This is a genomic window from Erwinia sp. PME.40.26/001 (genome assembly GCF_055556675.1).
Genome location: NZ_JBVHNP010000289.1, coordinates 1 through 255, shown reverse-complemented (window position 1 = coordinate 255; position 255 = coordinate 1). Strand labels below are relative to the sequence as shown.

Annotated in this window: 1 protein-coding gene; it reads right to left on the bottom strand. The window is 63.9% G+C overall.

Translation table 11 applies throughout. The annotated features are described in order from the left end of the window. Positions 1-255: ABC transporter substrate-binding protein (locus ACZ3HG_RS24225; RefSeq protein WP_465334999.1), on the bottom strand; the 255-nt coding region annotated here is incomplete at both ends.

Sequence of the window (255 nt, the reverse complement as noted above, 5' to 3'; positions counted from 1 at the left end):
GTCGACGTGGTCGTACGACAGCTGGCTGCCGGAGTGGACCGTGGCGTTGGCGTTCTTCAGTGCGGTCAGCGTGTCGGCGGAGGGCTGCGGCTGGATGGCCTGGACCTCACCGTTCTGGAGGGCCGTGACCTGCGCGTTGGCGTCACCGATGAAGCGGATGATCAGCTGGTCGTACTTGGGCGACATGCTGCCCTTGTAGTTGGGGTTCTTGCCCAGCGTGATGCTCTGCTCGGGGGTGAAGTCGGTCACGATGAA